Raw genomic sequence first — 17,222 nt, forward strand, 5'->3', positions numbered from 1 at the left:
GCGATTCGGAAAAATCCGTGCGGCGATGGAACGACACCCAGGACGCCTCTCCTAACCTGCGGCGAAACCCTTTCCGCAGACGAAAGGCTGCGTGCCCCAGGAGAAGACGATGGCGAAAGTGCTCTGTGTGCTGTACCCCGACCCGACGGCCGGCTACCCGCCGCATTACGTTCGCGACGGCATACCGGCCATCGCCGCGTATCCGGGCGGACAACGATTGCCGTCGCCGCAAGGCGAACCCGCTTTCAGGCCGGGCAGGCTGGTGGGATGCGTATCCGGCGAGCTCGGCCTGCGGCCGTATCTGGAAGCGCATGGACACGAACTGGTCGTGACCAGCGACAAGGACGGGCCGGACTCCGTCTTCGAGCAGCACCTGCCCGACGCGGACGTCGTCATTTCGCAGCCGTTCTGGCCTGCGTACCTGACGCGCGAACGGATCGCGAAAGCGAAAAAGCTGAAGCTCGCACTCACGGCAGGCATCGGCTCGGACCACGTGGATCTGCAGGCCGCGACGGAGCGACGCATCGTCGTGGCGGAGCAAACCTTCTCGAACAGCATCAGCGTGGCCGAGCACGTGGTGATGACGGTACTCGCGCTCGTTCGCAACTTTCTGCCGGCCCATCGCGACGCGGTGAACGGCGGCTGGAACATCGCCGATTGCGTGAGCCGCAGCTACGATCTCGAAGGGATGCACTTCGGGACGATCGGCGCCGGGCGCATCGGTCTCGCGGTGCTGCGGCGACTGAAACCGTTCGATGTGCACCTGCACTACTCGAGCCGCCATCGCCTCTCGTCCGACCTCGAGCGCGAACTCGGGCTCGTCTACCATTGCACGCCGCAATCGCTGGTGCAGGTCTGCGACGTGATCAATCTGCAATGTCCGCTGTATCCGTCGACCGAACACATGTTCGACGACGAGATGTTCGGCCACGTCAAGCCGGGCGCGTACCTGATCAACACGGCGCGCGGCCGGCTGTGCGACACGGACGCGGTCGTGCGCGCGCTCGCATCCGGCCGCCTCGCGGGCTACGGCGGCGACGTGTGGTTTCCTCAGCCCGCCCCGCCCGATCATCCGTGGCGCCGGATGCCGAACGCCGCGATGACGCCTCACATCTCGGGTACGTCGTTGTCCGCGCAAGCGCGCTATGCCGCGGGCACGCTCGAGATCCTGCAGTGCTTTCTCGAAGGCAAACCGATTCGTCCGGAATACCTGATCGTCGATGGCGGCAAACTCGCGGGCACCGGCGCCGCATCGTACGGCCTGACCTGAAACGCGCATCGCGGCCGGCGCACCGCGCGAAGGCGGCGTGTCAGGTCGCGCGCAGGCCGGCCTCGACGCGAACGCCGCGGCCGGCCCATGGCCGGCATTACTGGCCGATATGCTCGCGGATACCCGCGCTGATCTGCTCCAGCGCAGCCTCGGTCGACGGCACGTGGCGCAGCGCGTTCAGCAGGACGAAATCGTGGATCGTGCCGTTGTAACGGACGGCCGCGACACTGACGCCCGCGTCCTTCAGCTTGCGCGCGTACGCTTCGCCTTCGTCGCGCAGCGGATCGTTCTCCGCGGTGACCACGAGCGCGGGCGGCAGCCCCTTCAGTTCATCGTTGCTGGCACGCAGCGGCGACACGTACGGGTTGTCGCGGGTCTTCGCATCGGGCGCATACAGATCCCAGCCATATTTCATGAACGCCCGGGCCAGGAATCGCCCCGTCGCGTAAGTGCGATACGAATCGGTGTCGACGCTGGCGTCGGTCGCCGGAATCAGCAGCGCCTGGTAGCTGATCTTCGGGCCGTCGCGGTCCTTGGCCATCAACGTCAGCGCCGCGGCCATGTTGCCGCCGACCGAATTTCCGGCCACCGCGATCCGGGAACCGTCGGCGCCGAACTGACCGGCGTTGGCGGCGACCCACTTCAGCGCCGCATACGATTCCTCGAGCTGCGTCGGGAATTTCGCCTGCGGCAGCGGCGTATATTCGACGAAAACGGCGACCTGGCCGGAGCCGACCACGAGGTCGCGCACGAGACGCCGGTGGTTCGCGAAATTGCCGACGATCCACACGCCGCCGTGGATGAACAACAGCACGCCCGGCTTGCCTTCGACGTGGGTCGGCTTCACGATGTAGAGCTTCACCGTGCGCCCGTCTTCGGTGATCGTCCGCTCGGTGGTCGTGACGCCGGACAGGTCGACCGGCGTCTGGTCCTGCAGATGGGTCAGGATCTCCTGCGGTTTCGGCTGCGGCAACTCCCAGAACGGACTGCTGTCCTTGTTGAGCGCGGTGAGGAAGGTCCGGATCTGCGGGTCGATGTGCTCGTCCGTCGACGGATCGGCCGGCGTGGCGGCGGCCGACGATGTCGCGACGCCCAGCGTCGCACCGGCGGCGATGGCCGCGCAAACCAGCATCTTCCTGAATGGCATGTTCATGTGATCCCCTTTGCTTTTCCGGGTATGGGAGGACGCGTCACGCATGTGGCTGCGCGGCGCGCAGTGCGTGACGGGCATGTCGCGAGCGAATGGTTTCGCAGGCGCAGCCATCATGCCCTTTGCATGGAGGGGATCGTTTCGCGACCCGGGCGTGCTTGTCGATTCGAACGGCCAGGCGCGCGTGCCGGCCGAACGCGGCCGGCGCGGTGCGGCACCCGGATTCAGGTTCCGCGAATCCTCGGCGCGACGGCGGACTCGGCGGGCCGATCGATGCCCAGCGCTTCGGCCTTTTTGACGAAGTCGGCCAGCGAGCGCGCGTCCATCTTCTTCATCGCCTGTCCGCGATGGATCTTCACGGTGATTTCGCTGAGATTCATTTCGGCCGCGATCTGCTTGTTCATCAGCCCGCTCGCGACGAACGCCATCACCTCGCGCTCGCGCGCCGACAGCGTCGCATACCGGCCGCGCAGATCGGCGAGCGCGCGCTGCCCGCGCCTGCATTGCTCGTCGCGCGCGAGCGCCGCGGACACGGCATCCAGCATGTCCTGTTCGCGGAACGGTTTCGCGAGGAAATCCATCGCGCCGGCCTTCATCGCCTTCACCGACATCGCGATGTCGCCGTAGGCGGTCATGAAGATGATCGGCAGCCGCAGGTCGGCGGCCGCGATCTGCTCCTGAACCGCCAGGCCGCTCTGGCCTTTCAGGCGCACGTCGAGGATCAGGCAGCTCGGCACGTCCGGCTTGTCGAACGCGAGAAATTCGTGCGCGGATGCGAACACCTGAACGCGCAGGCCCACCGATCGAAGCAGCATGTCGACGGCCGTGCGCATCGATTCGTCGTCGTCGACGACGTAGACGATCGCCTGTTCGGCCGAATCCTGCGCGTCAGTGCTCATTATTCGTTTCCTCCTCGACTGGCAACACGAACTGCATGACGGCTCCCGGACCCGCGCGCAGGTCCGCCCAGATACGGCCGCCGTGCGCTTCGACGATCGATCGGCAAATCGACAGTCCCATTCCCATGCCATCCTCCCGGGTCGTGAAGAACGCGCTGAACAGACGATCGGCATCCGCGTGCCCGATCCCCGTGCCGCTGTCCTCGACGACGACGCCCGCGTGTCGCTCGTCGAACGCATGCGTGCGGATGCGCAGGCGGCGCGCGCCCGGTTCGACGTCCGACATCGCCTGTACCGCGTTCATCACGAGATGGATGACGACCTGCTGCAGTTGCACGCGCTCGCCGCGCACGCGCTGCGGCGACGCCGAGTAGTCGGCTTCGACGTCGATCCGCCGACTGTCGAGTTCGCGCCGCACGAGCCCGAGCGATTCTCGCACAACGGCGTTCAGATCGAGCGGCGTCTGCTCGGGCACGCGTTTTCGCGCGATGGCGCGGATCTGCCGCATCACGTCGGACGCCCGCCCGGCGTCGCGGATCATCTGGCCGACGGATTGCCGCGCCTCGCCCAGATCCGGTTCCGGCCGGTCGATCCAGCGCAGTGCCGCGTCGCCCGCCGTCACGATCGCGGCGAGCGGCTGCGTGACTTCGTGCGCGATCGACGCGGCGAGTTCGCCGAGCATCGTCACGCGCATCGCGTGCGCGAGCTCGGCGGTGGAACGGTCGAGCGCGTCCTGGGCGGCGGCGCGTTCGGTCAGGTCCGTCGGCAAGCGATTGCGCAGCGAAAGGCATGCCGTGGCGACGATCGCGAACAGGCTCACCCCGCAGCGCGCGAGCGCGCCGCCCGAATAGCGTTCGTCGTGCGACAGCGCGAACGCGAGCAGCGCGAGCGCGATGCACGCGCAGACGGTCACCCACGTCGCGCGCCGCGAGCCGGCCGACGCGACGAGCAGCACGACGACCACGTAAAGCACCGCGATCGCGATGTCGGGCGACGTCGCGTCGACGACGAAGATCGCCGCGGCCAGCGCGCCGGCCAACGCGTACAGCACGCGCGCATCGTCGCGCCAGCGCTTGCCGGTGCTTCGGTCGAGCGTCATCATCGTTCCGCGGCGTGCCGCGCCGGGAAAGGGAAACACGGATCAGCGCGCCACATCGGCGCCGCCCGGCTTCACCGATTCCAGACGACGCGCCAGCTCGGCCGCGTCCACCGGTTTGCCGAGCACGCAGACGGCGCCCATGTCGAGCGCCTGCCGCCGGACGGTATCCGACGCGTACGCGGAAATGAAGATGACCGGCAGCGCGATGCCGCGCTCGACCAGGCGGCGATACATCTCCAGGCCCGACATGCCGGGCATCTGGACGTCCGAGATGATGCAGCAGACGTCGTCCATGCGGTCCGCCGCGAGAAACTGCTCCGCGCACGCATGGAGGCGGGCCGTCCAGCCAAGGGAACGCACCAGGCTCGACATTGCGACGCGGACGGATTCGTCGTCGTCGACAATCGAAACGATCGGATTTTTCTGCACACCTCGGGCCCTCGGCCGGAATCGTACGGTGGGCGGCGCGATACCGGCCGCCCTGACCCCAGCCATCTTAGAGAAATCGATCGACCGCGGAAATCATATGTACGTATAGTCGCGGCCGCCCGCTCCCGCCCGCCACGCCGGAAACCGGGCCGACAGCCGCCGGCGCCGCTCGCGATCCGGCGAATCCGCAGGATTGCGTGCGTTCGCGTAACGATCCAGGGCGCGCGCCCCCTATATTGCACGCGTCGACCGACCATCGATCGGCAGCCGGCACGCCCTTTTCGCCGCGTCCCGCCGTCCGCCGCCTCGAACGATTGCCACGCGGCACAGGTCGTCGCCGGCGTGCTTGCACGCATTGTCACTGTCCCCATCGATACCCGAAGGAGCGTCATCATGAAGAACATCGCCGTCTCACTGATTCTCGGCGCCTGCGCGCTGATTCCCGTCGCCGGTCACGCGCAGGCCGCAGCGCCCGTCACGCGCGCGCAGGTACGCGCCGACCTGGCCCGCGTCGAGCAGGCAGGCTATCTGCCGTCGCGCGGCGCGAATGCGGATTACCCGACCGACATCCAGGCCGCCGAAGCGAAAATCGCCGCGAACGACACGCGGCAGGCGCTCGCGCAGGGATACGGCGGCGCGCCCGAGGGCGGCAGCGCGGCCGGCACCCGCGCCACGCGCACCGTCGCGAAGGGCGGGAGCTGCGTCGGACCGGCCAGCTTCTGCAATCCGTACTTCGGCAGCTGAACCGCGTCGCCCGCCCGCGCGCCGAGCCTGCGCGCGCGAGGCGGGACGGCGGTTCACGCGCGGATGAATGCGAGCAGATCCGCGTTCACGCGATCGGCATGCGTCGTGCACAGCCCGTGCGGCGCGCCGGGATAGATCGTGAGCCGCGCGTCGCGAACGATCTCGGCCGACAGCCGGCCCGAATCGTCGAGCGGCACGATCTGGTCGTCGTCGCCCTGCAGGACGAGCGTCGGCACGTCGATGCGCCGCAGATCGTCGGTAAAGTCCGTTTCGGAGAAGGCCTTGATGCAGTCGTATGCGCTCTTGATCGAGCACTGCATGCCGGCATACCAGAAGGCGTCCACCGTGCCTTGCGAAGGCTTCGCGCCGTCGCGATTGAAGCCGTAGAACGGCACCGCGAGATCCTTGAAGAACTGCGAGCGGTTCCCGGCAACCCCGCTGCGGATATCGTCGAACACCGACAGCGGCAGCCCGCCGGGGTTCGCGGCCGTTTTCAGCATCAGCGGCGGCACGGCGGCGATCAGCACCGCCTTCGCGACGCGCTGCGTGCCGTGCCGGCCGATGTAACGCGCCACTTCGCCGCCGCCGGTGGAGTGACCGACCAGCACCGCGTCCTTCAGGTCGAGCGACTCGATCAGTTCGGCCAGGTCGTCGGCATAACGCGACATGTCGTTCCCGTTCCACGGCTGGCTCGAGCGGCCGTGTCCGCGGCGATCGTGCGCGATCACGCGAAAGCCGCGCTCGGCGAGATACATCATCTGCGCGTCCCACGCGTCGGCGTTCAACGGCCAGCCGTGCGAGAACACCACGGGCTGGCCCGTGCCCCAGTCCTTGTAAAACAGTTCCGTGCCGTCTTTCAGTATGAGCTTCGCCATGTTCATGCTCCTTCGAGAAGGCCGCTGTCGCCCGCGATCGCGGGCATGCGGCGGTGTCGCACGGCGCGCGCACCGGCCCTTTGCCGATCGCGCCATCGTGCATCCGCGCCATTCTCGGCATCGCACGGCCGGCCGGTTTTCCGGACGCGAGCCGCATTTCCGTTCCGCACGATGACCTCGCGCGTCGCGCGATCGACCGGGGCGGCGGCTTCGCGCGGCAATCCGGCCATTTTGTCTGTGTATAATCGGCGCGCATTTTTCGGCGAGATGGCATGCCCCGTGTCGCGGGGCGTCGCCCGGACGCACGGCCAACGTGGCACTCCACCATGAACGAACCTCACGCAGCGGCTGACACGATGCCCGATCGGACCATGCGCGCGGACGACGCACGCGTCGACACGCTGTTCCGCCGCGCGCCGATCCCGATCCTGATCGAGGACTGGTCCGGCATCAAACGCTGGATCGATACGCTGAAGGCGCGCGGCGTGACGGATCTCGACGCCTACCTCGACGCGCATCCCGACGTCATCGACGAAATGCGTCGGCTGCATGCGTTCGTCGACGCGAACGACGCGACGCTGTCGCTGTTCGAGGCGGCATCGAAGGACGCGTTTTTCGCCGCGGCCGGGCAACTGCTGCCGGCCAGCCGGCTCAGCAATTCGCAGGTCCTGCATGCGATGTTCGCAGGCCGTTCGTCGTGCCAGGGCGAGCGTACGCTCTCCACGTTGACGGGCAGGAAAGTGCCGATCGTCTGGCGCTGCTCGCTGCCGGCCGACGACGACGCATACCGCCGGCTTCATTTCTACGCATTCGACGTCACCGAATACAAGGAGAACAGCGAACGGCTCGATGCGCTGCGCGCGCAGCTCGCGCGTACGGCCCGCGTGTCGATGATGGGCCAGCTCGTCGCGTCGATCACGCACGAGATCGGCCAGCCGCTCGGCGCGATCCGCACGGCGCTCGACGCGGCCGTCCGGTGGCTGGAGCGCAGCGAGCCGGACATCGCCGAGGCCACCGCCGCCTTTCGCCACGCGTCGCGGTGGACGGACGACATGGCGAACATCTGCCGGCGCTTGCGCGGGTTCCTGGCCGGTGCGCCGGTGGAGGCGGTCGACCTCGACTGCGCGGAGGTCGTGGCTTCCGCGATGCAACTGGTCGCATCGGAAGCGAGCGCGCATGCGATCACGCTTGCCGCGGAAGTCGCCGCCGGCACGACGGCGCATGCGGACCGGATTCAACTCCAGCAAGTGCTGACGAACCTGCTGATCAACGGCATTCACGCGATCGACGCGGCGCCCGCCGACGCGCGCGAGCGGCTGTTGCGCGTGCGAGCCGGCCGCTACGACGATACGCATACGCTGTTCGAAGTCGCCGACGACGGCTGCGGGATCGCCGGCGCGCCGCGCGACGCGATCTTCCAGCCGTTTTCCAGCACCAAGCGCGACGGCATGGGAATGGGCCTGCCGATTTCGAAATCGATCGTCGAAGCGCACGGCGGCACGATCTGGATCGGCGACACCGGCCCGCACGGCACGCGGATCTGCTTCACGCTGCCTTCGTCCGCGCACGCGGCGGCCGGCGCCGGACCGGCTTCCGGCCGGGCCGACGATTGAGCCGGCGCCGCGCGAAACCGCCCGCCGGCGCCGCGCGCGCGGCCGATGCCGCCGCGGCGCAGCGGCGCGCATCCGAGCGCCGGCTCGTCGCGACGGTCGTCGCGGCGAACGCGCTCGAATTCTTCGATTATTTCTCCTATGCCGTGTACGCGGCCTTCATCACGCGTACGTTCTTCCCGCACGTCGCCGGCGCCTACGCCCCGCTCCTGTCGCTCGGCACTTTCGCCGCCGGATTCCTGTCGCGGCCGCTCGGCGCGATCGCGATCGGCGTCCATGCGGATGCCGCCGGACGCAAGCCGGCGCTGCTGCTGAGCGCCGCGCTCGTGACGGCCGGCTCGTTCGGGCTCGCCGTGATTCCGGGCTACGCGACGCTCGGCATCGCCGCGCCGATCGCCGTGCTGCTGTGCCGGATCCTGCAGGGCATTGCCGTGGGCGGCGAGATGGGCGCGTCCGGCGCGTTGCTGATCGAGCGGTGCCCGCCCGGGCGCACATGCACGTACGCGGGCTGGCTGATGGCCGGGCAGGGGCTCGCGCTGGCCGCCGCCGGCGCCTGCGGGATCGCGCTGTACGCGACGCTGAGCGCCGCGCAGATCGAGCGCTGGGGATGGCGCGTGCCGTTCGCGCTCGCGGCCGCGCTGATTCCCGTGCAGATCTACTTGCGCCGCCATATCGACGAAACGTGGGAACGGCGCACCGCGACGACCGCGTTCGGCGGCATGCTCCGGCAGCATCGCGGCCGGTGGCTGCTCGCGATCGCACTGATTTTCGGCGGCACGGTGCCGACCTACGTCGCCACCTACACGACGACGTTCGGCGTCGCCGGCCCGCCGCCGTCCGCGCATGCATCGTTCGTGACGACCGCGGCCGTCGGCGCGGTGACGTTCGCGTTGTCGATCGCGGGCGGCCTGCTTGCCGATCGCATCGGCCGCATCCGCACCATCGTGCTGGCTCGCGCGCTGACGATGGCCGTCGTCCTGCCGGCATTCCACTTCGCGGCCGTCCATGCGCATCCGCTCGCGCTGCTCGGCGTGGTCGCGCTGTTCGCCGGGCTGTCGGCGCTCGCGGGCGCGCCGAGCATCGTCGCGATACTCGACATGTTCCCGGCGCACGGCCGGGCGGCCGCCCTCTCCGTGGTCTATGCGACCGGCGTGGCGCTGTTCGGCGGCACCGCGCCGTTCGTCGTCGCGTCCGTGAACGCGTGGGCCGGCACGCGCGGCGCGGCCGGCGCCTACGTGTTCGTATCGGCCGCCGTCACGCTGGTCGCGCTCGCCGCCGTTCACGCGGCCGACGCGCGAACGCCCGCCGTACGACGCTGAACGCCGCTTCCGGCGGCGGCCGCCGCCACGTCGCCGTCGTGCGATTCCGCAAACGCCCGCCGTTTGCCGACAGCGCCCTGCCCCGCTCCCTTCCAGAATCCGCCTGTCGTCCGACGCATCGTCGATCGAAGCGTCCGACGTCCCGCTGAAAAGCGTCGAAGACCGTGCCGGCGCGCATCGCGCGATACGCGAGACGGCACGTCTGCCCACCCGCAGCCCCACTTCGGACAGGATCGAACCATGTCACATCATCTCGACTCCCCGCTCGCGCGGCAGGACATTCGCCTCGACATCACCGACCTCTACTGCTTTCGCGGGGAGACGGGAACGGTACTGGCGATCAACGTCTGCCACTCGATCGCGGGCGACGTGCCGACGCCCGGCTATCACCCGGAAGGGTTCTACGAATTCAAGCTCGATCTGAACGGCGATGCGATCGAAGAGCTCACGTACCGGATCCGCTTCGACGCGCGCGACGCGCATGGGCGCCAGCGCTTCGAGCTGCGCCGCATCGCGGGCGCGGCGGCCGCCGATCCGCATGCCGACGGCGAACTCGTCGCGCGCGGCGGCACCAACGAAGCGGTCACCGCGCCGTCCGGTACGCGCGTCTGGGCCGGCAAGGCAGGCGATCCGTTCTGGATCGAACCCGACGTGCTGCATGCGGTCGGCCATGCGTTCCAGGATGGCACCCCGCTCGACCTCGGGACGTGGCAGCCGGGCGACGCGCGCAACCTGTTCGCGGGCCACACCGTGTACTCGATCGTGCTCGAAGTGCCCGACGCCGAGCTCCTCGCGAATGCCGGCGCGAACCGCAAGGTCGGCGTATGGGCGGTGGCGACCCTCGCGACGGACGCCGGCGGCTGGCGATCGATCAATCGCGTCGGACTGCCGATGATTCATCCGCTCTTCACCCAATACAACGAGGACCTCGGCGACCGGCTGAACGCGGGCCGCCCCGCCGACGACTTCGCGACATACGGCGAAACGGTGATTGCATCGGTGGCCGGCGCGGTGCGCGCGAACGGCACCGCCGAAGATCCGGTCGGCTATGCAACGGCCGTCGCGCATCGGTTCCTGCCGAACATCCTGCCGTACACGATCGGCACGCCCGCCGTGTTCGGCATGGCCGAGTGGAACGGGCGATCGCTCACCGACAACGCGCCGGACGTGATGTTCACGATCGCGTCGAACACGCCGATCCGCCTCGGGATCGGCAAGGAATCGGTCACGTCGAAGCCGTCGTCCACGTTCCCGTACGTTCCGAAAGCCTGACGCCGGCCCGGCGTTTCCCGCGCCCGGCGTCCGCGCGCCGCCGGGCGCGCTGCTCCCCTTGACGAGGCTGCCCATGCTTGCACGTCGCCATCTCCCGCCGTCCGGCACCGACCGGGCACACCGACACCGCATCGCGTCGATCGATCTTTCCGCGATCGCGATCGTCGCCTTCATCGTGCTGTTGCACGTCGTCGGCTGGGGTACGCTGATCGCGCTGATCGTCCCGCAGCATCTGAGCGTCGGTTCCCGCGCGTTCGGAATCGGCGCGGGCATCACCGCGTATTCGCTCGGCATGCGCCATGCGTTCGACGCGGACCACATCGCCGCGATCGACAACACCACGCGCAAGCTGCTCGGCGAAGGCCAGCGCTCGGCGAGCGTCGGTTTCTGGTTTTCGTTCGGGCACGCGAGCGTCGTATTCGGGCTCGCCGTGCTCATCTCGCTCGGCATGCGCTCGCTGTCCGCGCATGTGGTCGACGCCGGGTCGACGCTGCGCACGCTGACCGGCGTGCTCGGCGCCGTCGTCTCGAGCGTCTTTCTCTACGCGATCGCGGCACTGAACGTCGCGGCGTTCCACGACCTGTACGCGGCGTTCCGCGCGATGCGCACGGGTCGCTACGACGAAGCCCAGCTCGAGCGGCGCCTCGAGTCGCGCGGCCTCGTCGCCCGCGTGCTCGCCCCGCTGATGCGCATCGTGCGCAAGCCGGGCCAGATGTATTTCGTCGGCCTGCTGTTCGGGCTGGGCTTCGATACCGCGACCGAAATCGCGCTGCTGGTGCTGACCGGCTCCGGCGCCGCGTCCGGTCTCCCGTGGTACGCGATTCTGTGCCTGCCCGTGCTGTTCGCGGCCGGCATGCTGCTGTTCGACACGATCGACGGTTCGTTCATGCACGTCGCGTACGGATGGGCCCTCGCACGGCCCGTTCGCAAGATCTACTACAACCTGGTCGTCACCGGTCTGTCGATCGGCGTCGCGCTCGTCATCGGCACCGTCGAGGTCCTCGGCCTGCTCAACCGCGCACTCGGTACGCACGGCGCGGCCGGCACATGGCTCGCCGCGCTCGACCTCAACGATCTCGGCTTCGCGATCGTTGGCCTGTTCGTCGCCACCTGGGCCGTGTCGATTGCGATCTGGAAGGTCGGGCGGTTCGAGCAGCGCTGGGCCGTCGGCCGCGACGCATAGCATTGCGCAACGTCACGTTCACTTGCCTACGGAGGGCATCCATCATGAGCAAAGTCATACTCGTCACCGGCGCATCCAGCGGCTTCGGCCGGCTGACAGCCGAAGCGCTCGCACGCGCGGGCCACACCGTCTACGCGTCGATGCGCGACATCGGCGGGCGCAATGCGCCGGCCCGTGAACAGCTGCACGCACTCGCACGCGACGCCGGCATCGACCTGCGCCCGCTCGAACTCGACGTACAGTCCGACGCGTCGATCGATCGCGCCGTCGCGCAGGTGATCGAGCAAGCGGGCCGCATCGACGTGCTGATCCACAACGCCGGCCACATGGCGTTCGGGCCGGCCGAAGCGTTCACGCCGGAGCAGTACGCGCAGCTGTACGACATCAACGTGCTCAGCACCCAGCGCGTGAACCGCGCCGTGCTGCCCCACCTGCGCGGCCGGCGCGAGGGGCTGCTGATCTGGGTATCGAGCAGCAGCGCCGCCGGCGGCACGCCGCCGTACCTCGCACCGTATTTCGGCGCGAAGGCCGCGATGGACGCGATCGCCGTGCTGTATGCGCGCGAACTGTCGCGCTGGGGCATCGAGACGTCGATCGTCGTGCCGGGTGCCTTCACGCAGGGCACGAATCATTTCGCCCACGCGAGCGCGCCGGCCGACGCCGCGCGTGCGGCCGAATACGACGCCGGACCCTATGCGGACTTCGGCCGCGAAGTGCAGGAAGCGTTCGCCGCGATCGTGCCGGCGCACGCGCACGCGAGCCTCGTCGCCGATGCCATCGTGGACGTCGTCGCGACGCCTGCCGGCAAGCGGCCGTTTCGCGTGCACATCGATCCGACCGAAGACGGCGCGAACGTCGGCTTTGCGGTGCTCGACCGGCTGCGCGCGGAGATGCTGCATCGCGTCGGCCTGTCCGATCTTCTGTCGCCGCGCGTCCCGGAGCCGAATCGCGCGTGACGCGCACCGTTTCACCCGCAATCGATCATCCACCCGTCCGGGCTCGGCCGCGCGACGCGCCCAGCCGCCCGGCCTTCATTGAAGGAGCACCCATGTCTCAATCGTCCGACAAGATCGCCATCGTGACCGGTTCGTCGCGCGGCATCGGCGCCGATATCGCGGTTCGCCTCGCGCACGACGGTTTCAAGGTCGTCGTCAACTATGCAAGCAACGCGGCACCGGCGGAAGAAGTCGTCGCCCGCATCCGCCAGGCAGGCGGCGACGCGTTGCTCGTCAAGGCCGACGTCGCCGATCCGGCGGCCACCATCGCGATGTTCGATGCCGCGGAAAAGGCGTACGGCGGCGTCGACGTCGTCGTCAACAGCGCCGGCGTGATGCTTCAGGCACGGATCGCCGAATTCGACGACGCGACGTTCGACCGGTCGGTCGCCATCAACTTCAAGGGCGCGTTCAACGTGTCCCGCGAAGCCGCGCGCCGCGTGCGCGACGGCGGCCGGATCATGAACCTGACGACGAGCGTGACCGGCGTACGTCTGCCGACCTATGCGGTGTACATCGCGACGAAGTGCGCGGTCGAAGGGCTCACGCAGGTGCTCGCACAGGAACTGCGCGGTCGGCGCATCAGCGTCAACGCGGTCGCGCCGGGGCCGGTGGCCACCGAGCTGTTCCTCGCCGGCAAGAGCCCGGAACTCATCGAGCGCATGGAGAAGATGAATCCGATGGAGCGGCTCGGGCAGCCGGAGGACATCTCGGCCGTCGTCGCGTTCCTCGCGAGCCCGCAGGGCGGATGGATCAACGGCCAGGTCGTCCGCGCGAACGGCGGAATGTGCTGACGGCGGCCGCACGAGCGTGAAGCGCCGCAGGCGGCCGCGCTCGCGCATGTCGGACGAACGTGCCGACACGCGCGAGCGCCGGTTGCGTCGACGGCGTTGGCCGCATCGTCCGCCTCCGATCAGCAAGGAGTCTTCATGAAGCCGACCGTCATCCGTCCGTTGCAAGCGCTTTGCCTGTCGAGCGCCGTGGCGCTCGTCGCATGGGCCGTCTGTGCGGCGCAGTCGCCACGGTTCCTCGACACGATCGAAGCGGTCGGCTCGGATACCGAACTGCCGCTCGAGCGCATGGCGAGCGGCAGCGCATTCGCCGCCACGCAATCGCATGCCGCGCACGGAGCCGTGCGCATGCCCGCCCATCTGCCCGCCTGGAACGCCGCCGGCTACGCCGGGCCGCCGCGCCAGGCCCCTGTCGGCAAGCGGCTCGGCCACGCCGGTCGAGCGCCCGGTTACCGGCACTCGATCGACGATTCGAAAGACTGGACATAGTGCGACAGGTACCGGCGCGATGCAGGGCAATCCGGCACCGCGCCGGCACGTGCGGGGCGACGGCCGGCCCGCACGGCCGCGCGTGCGTTCAAGCCGCTTGCTCGATCTGCTCCAGCACCGACGCGAGAATCATCGCGCCTGCATTGAGCGGCACCGGGCGGGTCGGCCGCGGCCGGTAAATCGAATCGCCCGGCTCGACCGGACGCCCGCTTACCGCGCATACGCCGCCGACGCGCGCACGCGCCGTCTGCCACACCTGGTCGCCATACGAGCAGTGCGTCGCGTCGCGCCACGCGATCGACACGGTCGTCGCGGTCTGGCGCTCGACGAAACTGACGGCTACCGTGCGCCGCGCCGACACCGCGGACGGCTTGTGCCTCGGATCGGCGCCGGCGCGCGTACGGCGCGCTTCCCGAGGCCGCGCGGCCGCACGGACCTCGCGCGGCGCACAGAGTTGCGTGAGCAGACCGAGCGTCTGCGTCCACGGATCGATGTCCGTCACGTTCGTTCGACTCTCCATCATCGTTCCTCTCCGTTGCATGAACCCATCGTGTTTTCCCGCCGCGCGCCGCGCATCGGCGCCGCCGCGTGCCGGCCCGGTACGTCGCCCGCGCGGATGGCGCGCCGCGCGACGGCATCGCGCATCGGCGCCGGCCGCGGCAGCCGCCCGCGGGTGTCGTCATGCGCGCCGGCGGCGCCGCACAGAAACGCCTCGCTGATCGCGAGGAACGCGCGAATCCGCTCACCGTTCTTCATGGGCACCCGTCCTCCAGCAGCACGGCGTGGCGCCGACGAAGCGCTTGAATACCGTCGTGAAATGCGCCTGCGAGCGGAATCCGCTGCTCAGGGCCACGTCGAGCACGTTGTGCCGCGATTCGAGCAGCAATTGCTGTGCGCGTTCGATCCGGCGGCGCATCAGGTATTCGTGCGGACGCAGCCCCGTCGCATGACGAAACTGCGCGGCGAAGTGCATGCGCGTGAGGCCGGCGCTGCGCGCCATGTCGGCCAGGCCGATCGGATCGGCGAGATGGGCGTCCACGTATTCGACGACGCGCCGCATCCGCCACGACGGCAACTCGGCCGTCCGGCGCGCATCGCGCTGCGGCGCCGAGAAGTGACGGGCGATGACGCGCGACACGATCGCGAGGCCGACGCCGTCGGCGAACACCTTGCCGAGCGCGCCGTCGCGCGTGTGCGACACCGCGAGCGCCTGGCCGAGCCGCTCGAGGGCCGGGTCGCGGATCAGGCGCGGATCGTCGATGACGACATCGCCCGACGGCGGCCGGCCGAACAGGTCCTCGTAGCATTCGGCAAGCACGCGTTGCGACGCGAACAGGTGCAGCACGTCGCTCGCGCCGTGGAATACGGCGCGGCATGGCACGCCCGGCGCGGTGATCTGCGCGGTGCCCGCGGTCAAGCGTCCGTCGACCAGCACGCGGCCCGCATGCGCGAACGTCAGCGACGTGCATTTGAGGCTGATGCCGATGCAGTGCCATCGGTCGCTGCCGTCGTTCGACACCGCGACCGACGTCGCTTCCTTTCGCGTCCACCGCGAAAGCGCCATGTCGGCCTGCGGCGCCGCGCCGGGCTCGCGCCATGCGCGCTCGACGTTGATCGGATCGTGCGAGGCCGGTTGCCGACCGCACGCGTCGACGTCGTGAACGGAACCTGAGAGATTCGGCAAGGAAAGCATCATGATGGTTATCCGAAAAAGATCGTAAGACGGTGATCGGCAGCGGTGCGCCGCGTCGACTCAACGGTAGCGAATCGGTACCGCGCGGGCCAGCCGTACATAGGGATGCACGAAAACGACAATCGATGGGGCGCGTCATATCGAGGTTTAATGGCGCGACGCGGGCACCTTCAGGCGGTTTCGCGGGCACCGCGCAGCGTGCCGCCCGCATGCCGCCGCCGCGCGCCGGCCTCGCCGCCGATCGAACGGGGCACCGATCCGGTCGACGCCTTCATACTTTCGTATAGTCCGGCGATGCGATCGGCTGGCGCGCCGGCGCCCGACATGAAAACCGTCTCGAAGCCCGGCAAGCGCGCATTCAACCCCGAACGGCGAACGCAGGTTTTCCGATAGGCACGAACGCAACCGCGCGGTTCGCGCCGCGGCCGGATACGGCGCGCCCGCTCCGTGCCAATGGACAAACCGGCGTGCGCTGCGGCAATCCGGGCCCGCGCGCAGACCCGATACTCCAGTTGCCCGAACGACGACGATATCGATGCGCTGCACGGCGCAGGCACCGTCTCGCGCCTGACCGAGACGGCGGCCCGCCCGCGCCGCAATCGCAGCGGTACGTCGCCAGCGGGAATCTCCACACGCGCACGGGCCGGGCGTCGACGCCCGTCTCGGCGCCACGTTCAACGAGAGGAAAACATGCGCCCCATCAAGCTCGCCGTATTGGCCCTGATCCCGCTGCTCACGGTGGCGACTGCCGCAGTCGCGCAGGACGCGGCCCCCGCGCCGGCATCCGCCGTCTCGAGCGCCGGCAAGAAACAGCTCCGCCGCGCGAACTGGCACACCGAAACCCAGGTTCGCAAGGCACTGACGTCGACGCGCGGTCTCGCGACGTCGGACATTCGCGTCGTCGCGCGCGCAAACACGATCACGCTCGACGGCACCGTTCCCGAACAGGCGCAGATCGAACTCGCGCAAACCGCGGCGCAGACCGCCGCGCCGGCGAAGTCGGTGGTCAACCACCTGTCCGTGAAGGAACCCGGACATTGACGCACGCATGACGGCGCAGGCACGCGCCGCGCCGGCGGCGCGATGCCTCGCGTGCGCCGCCACGGACGGCGCGGTCGCGAACGCGCGCACGACGGCGATCTCGGCAATGCGGAAGGGTTTCATCACGACACGCTCCTGACGGGTTCGACGCAGCGCATCGGCGATGCGCCGCGGGCGGCCTGGCCGCGACGGCGGCTGCCCGACGTGCGCATTCTCGATACGGCACCCGCGCGCGGGGCTGACCGGCGGATGACAAATTCGAAATCCGCGACCGATGCCGCTCCGCCCGCACAGATAACGACTTCGTAATCTTCGGGTCAGGGTCGGGTCAACGCCGCGCCGGCAGACTGCACGCTCGTCGCA

18 protein-coding genes are annotated in these 17,222 nt (G+C 69.1%); 10 read left to right on the forward strand and 8 right to left on the reverse strand.

Annotated elements, in window-relative coordinates:
• Positions 1-109 precede the first annotated feature (109 nt).
• Positions 110-1,270 (forward strand): NAD-dependent formate dehydrogenase, encoded by a 1,161-nt coding sequence (locus HWX62_RS03655; RefSeq protein ID WP_175929810.1) that lies wholly within the window; start codon positions 110-112, stop codon positions 1,268-1,270.
• A gap of 97 nt (positions 1,271-1,367) precedes the next feature.
• Here HWX62_RS03655 and HWX62_RS03660 read toward each other — a convergent pair whose 3' ends face one another.
• The 4 genes from HWX62_RS03660 to HWX62_RS03675 form a co-directional block, all read right to left on the reverse strand.
• The gene (locus HWX62_RS03660) at positions 1,368-2,423 is read right to left on the reverse strand and encodes an alpha/beta hydrolase (protein ID WP_175929809.1); all 1,056 of its coding nucleotides are present in this window, start codon (positions 2,421-2,423) and stop codon (positions 1,368-1,370) included.
• Positions 2,424-2,644: 221 nt separating this feature from the next.
• Complete coding sequence (locus HWX62_RS03665) at positions 2,645-3,319, reverse strand: response regulator (RefSeq protein WP_175929808.1); 675 nt, start codon at positions 3,317-3,319, stop codon at positions 2,645-2,647.
• Positions 3,309-4,418 (reverse strand): ATP-binding protein, encoded by a 1,110-nt coding sequence (locus HWX62_RS03670; protein ID WP_244135943.1) that lies wholly within the window; start codon positions 4,416-4,418, stop codon positions 3,309-3,311. The genes HWX62_RS03665 and HWX62_RS03670 overlap by 11 nt, the downstream gene beginning before the upstream one ends.
• Before the next feature lie 42 nt (positions 4,419-4,460).
• Positions 4,461-4,847, reverse strand: coding sequence for a response regulator (locus HWX62_RS03675; RefSeq protein WP_175929807.1), 387 nt, complete (start codon positions 4,845-4,847; stop codon positions 4,461-4,463).
• 393 nt (positions 4,848-5,240) lie between these two features.
• Between HWX62_RS03675 and HWX62_RS03680 the strand changes: the two genes are divergently transcribed.
• A complete protein-coding gene (locus HWX62_RS03680) occupies positions 5,241-5,591 on the forward strand; it encodes a DUF4148 domain-containing protein (protein WP_175929806.1) in 351 nt (116 codons plus the stop codon).
• A gap of 53 nt (positions 5,592-5,644) precedes the next feature.
• Here the strand turns inward: HWX62_RS03680 and HWX62_RS03685 are convergent, their stop codons facing one another.
• Positions 5,645-6,466 (reverse strand): alpha/beta hydrolase, encoded by an 822-nt coding sequence (locus HWX62_RS03685; RefSeq protein ID WP_175929805.1) that lies wholly within the window; start codon positions 6,464-6,466, stop codon positions 5,645-5,647.
• 326 nt (positions 6,467-6,792) lie between these two features.
• On the opposite strand from HWX62_RS03685, the gene HWX62_RS03690 reads away from it, so the two are divergent.
• From HWX62_RS03690 to HWX62_RS03720, 7 genes are all read left to right on the forward strand, one after another.
• Complete coding sequence (locus tag HWX62_RS03690) at positions 6,793-8,079, forward strand: ATP-binding protein (protein ID WP_175929804.1); 1,287 nt, start codon at positions 6,793-6,795, stop codon at positions 8,077-8,079.
• A complete protein-coding gene (locus tag HWX62_RS03695; RefSeq protein ID WP_175929803.1) occupies positions 8,076-9,395 on the forward strand; it encodes an MFS transporter in 1,320 nt (439 codons plus the stop codon). The genes HWX62_RS03690 and HWX62_RS03695 overlap by 4 nt, the downstream gene beginning before the upstream one ends.
• Positions 9,396-9,635: 240 nt before the next feature.
• Positions 9,636-10,667, forward strand: coding sequence for a DUF4331 family protein (locus HWX62_RS03700; RefSeq protein WP_175929802.1), 1,032 nt, complete (start codon positions 9,636-9,638; stop codon positions 10,665-10,667).
• Positions 10,668-10,740: 73 nt separating this feature from the next.
• On the forward strand, positions 10,741-11,850 hold the full coding sequence (locus tag HWX62_RS03705; protein WP_175929801.1) for a HoxN/HupN/NixA family nickel/cobalt transporter: 1,110 nt from the start codon (positions 10,741-10,743) through the stop codon (positions 11,848-11,850).
• A gap of 44 nt (positions 11,851-11,894) precedes the next feature.
• Positions 11,895-12,806, forward strand: a complete 912-nt coding sequence (locus HWX62_RS03710; RefSeq protein ID WP_175929800.1) for an SDR family oxidoreductase — start codon at positions 11,895-11,897, stop codon at positions 12,804-12,806.
• 92 nt (positions 12,807-12,898) lie between these two features.
• The gene (locus tag HWX62_RS03715; protein WP_175929799.1) at positions 12,899-13,639 is read left to right on the forward strand and encodes an SDR family oxidoreductase; all 741 of its coding nucleotides are present in this window, start codon (positions 12,899-12,901) and stop codon (positions 13,637-13,639) included.
• A gap of 135 nt (positions 13,640-13,774) precedes the next feature.
• Positions 13,775-14,125, forward strand: coding sequence for a hypothetical protein (locus HWX62_RS03720; RefSeq protein ID WP_175929798.1), 351 nt, complete (start codon positions 13,775-13,777; stop codon positions 14,123-14,125).
• An 88-nt stretch (positions 14,126-14,213) separates the two neighbouring features.
• Here the strand turns inward: HWX62_RS03720 and HWX62_RS03725 are convergent, their stop codons facing one another.
• From HWX62_RS03725 to HWX62_RS03735, 3 genes are all read right to left on the reverse strand, one after another.
• Positions 14,214-14,648 (reverse strand): DUF3331 domain-containing protein, encoded by a 435-nt coding sequence (locus HWX62_RS03725; RefSeq protein ID WP_175929797.1) that lies wholly within the window; start codon positions 14,646-14,648, stop codon positions 14,214-14,216.
• Positions 14,649-14,867: 219 nt separating this feature from the next.
• Positions 14,868-15,821: an AraC family transcriptional regulator gene (locus tag HWX62_RS03730; RefSeq protein ID WP_175929796.1), complete on the reverse strand. Its 954-nt coding sequence runs from the start codon at positions 15,819-15,821 to the stop codon at positions 14,868-14,870.
• A 167-nt stretch (positions 15,822-15,988) separates the two neighbouring features.
• Positions 15,989-16,450, reverse strand: a complete 462-nt coding sequence (locus tag HWX62_RS03735) for a hypothetical protein (protein WP_175929795.1) — start codon at positions 16,448-16,450, stop codon at positions 15,989-15,991.
• A 58-nt stretch (positions 16,451-16,508) separates the two neighbouring features.
• On the opposite strand from HWX62_RS03735, the gene HWX62_RS03740 reads away from it, so the two are divergent.
• On the forward strand, positions 16,509-16,859 hold the full coding sequence (locus HWX62_RS03740; protein WP_175929794.1) for a BON domain-containing protein: 351 nt from the start codon (positions 16,509-16,511) through the stop codon (positions 16,857-16,859).
• The last annotated feature ends 363 nt before the right edge of the window (positions 16,860-17,222 follow it).

This window comes from Burkholderia sp. BCC0506 (genome assembly GCF_902833145.1).
Lineage (GTDB): Bacteria > Pseudomonadota > Gammaproteobacteria > Burkholderiales > Burkholderiaceae > Burkholderia.

What these genes read in the sequence shown, in the direction of transcription:
- HWX62_RS03730 (WP_175929796.1), bottom strand. Translation starts at nt 15,821, where the DNA reads ATGATGCTTTCCTTGCCGAATCTCTCAGGTTCCGTTCACGACGTCGAC.
- HWX62_RS03705 (WP_175929801.1), top strand. Translation starts at nt 10,741, where the DNA reads ATGCTTGCACGTCGCCATCTCCCGCCGTCCGGCACCGACCGGGCACAC.
- HWX62_RS03710 (WP_175929800.1), top strand. Translation starts at nt 11,895, where the DNA reads ATGAGCAAAGTCATACTCGTCACCGGCGCATCCAGCGGCTTCGGCCGG.
- HWX62_RS03725 (WP_175929797.1), bottom strand. Translation starts at nt 14,648, where the DNA reads ATGATGGAGAGTCGAACGAACGTGACGGACATCGATCCGTGGACGCAG.
- HWX62_RS03700 (WP_175929802.1), top strand. Translation starts at nt 9,636, where the DNA reads ATGTCACATCATCTCGACTCCCCGCTCGCGCGGCAGGACATTCGCCTC.
- HWX62_RS03670 (WP_244135943.1), bottom strand. Translation starts at nt 4,418, where the DNA reads ATGACGCTCGACCGAAGCACCGGCAAGCGCTGGCGCGACGATGCGCGC.
- HWX62_RS03720 (WP_175929798.1), top strand. Translation starts at nt 13,775, where the DNA reads ATGAAGCCGACCGTCATCCGTCCGTTGCAAGCGCTTTGCCTGTCGAGC.
- HWX62_RS03715 (WP_175929799.1), top strand. Translation starts at nt 12,899, where the DNA reads ATGTCTCAATCGTCCGACAAGATCGCCATCGTGACCGGTTCGTCGCGC.
- HWX62_RS03665 (WP_175929808.1), bottom strand. Translation starts at nt 3,319, where the DNA reads ATGAGCACTGACGCGCAGGATTCGGCCGAACAGGCGATCGTCTACGTC.
- HWX62_RS03680 (WP_175929806.1), top strand. Translation starts at nt 5,241, where the DNA reads ATGAAGAACATCGCCGTCTCACTGATTCTCGGCGCCTGCGCGCTGATT.
- HWX62_RS03740 (WP_175929794.1), top strand. Translation starts at nt 16,509, where the DNA reads ATGCGCCCCATCAAGCTCGCCGTATTGGCCCTGATCCCGCTGCTCACG.
- HWX62_RS03655 (WP_175929810.1), top strand. Translation starts at nt 110, where the DNA reads ATGGCGAAAGTGCTCTGTGTGCTGTACCCCGACCCGACGGCCGGCTAC.
- HWX62_RS03690 (WP_175929804.1), top strand. Translation starts at nt 6,793, where the DNA reads ATGAACGAACCTCACGCAGCGGCTGACACGATGCCCGATCGGACCATG.
- HWX62_RS03685 (WP_175929805.1), bottom strand. Translation starts at nt 6,466, where the DNA reads ATGGCGAAGCTCATACTGAAAGACGGCACGGAACTGTTTTACAAGGAC.
- HWX62_RS03660 (WP_175929809.1), bottom strand. Translation starts at nt 2,423, where the DNA reads ATGAACATGCCATTCAGGAAGATGCTGGTTTGCGCGGCCATCGCCGCC.